The sequence below is a fragment of the Vibrio marinisediminis genome, from assembly GCF_014050145.1.
GTDB lineage: Bacteria > Pseudomonadota > Gammaproteobacteria > Enterobacterales > Vibrionaceae > Vibrio > Vibrio marinisediminis.
On sequence record NZ_JACFYF010000117.1, the window covers coordinates 1 to 321 of the forward strand.

Genomic DNA, 321 nt, shown 5'->3' on the forward strand with positions numbered 1-321 from the left:
GAAACCCACGCTGGTCGATCCGCTCCACCAGGTTGTCCGAGGTCAGCAGGCTCAGCGCCTCCCGGATCGGCGACGCCCCGGTGTCCAACTTGCGCCGCAAGGCGTCGATCTTGAGCTTTTCGCCAGGCCGCAAGACGCCGGTGACGATCATGTGGCGCAGCATTTGATAGGCACGCTGTGTCGCCGACCCCTCGCCGGGTCGCGTGTCGAAACCTTGAATGGTCATGCGCGCTCCTTGGAACCGCCGAATTTGCGTGTGGCCTGACAATAAAACGATATATGCTCCGAAATCGAGAAAAATCGATGTTTTGACCGTCGATG

1 protein-coding gene is annotated in these 321 nt (G+C 59.5%); it reads right to left on the reverse strand.

All coding sequences use genetic code 11. From position 1 onward, the window contains the following. A partial coding sequence (locus H2O73_RS23610; RefSeq protein WP_182110750.1) for a GntR family transcriptional regulator occupies positions 1-226 on the reverse strand: 226 nt, incomplete at its 3' end. Between the last annotated feature and the right edge of the window lie 95 nt (positions 227-321).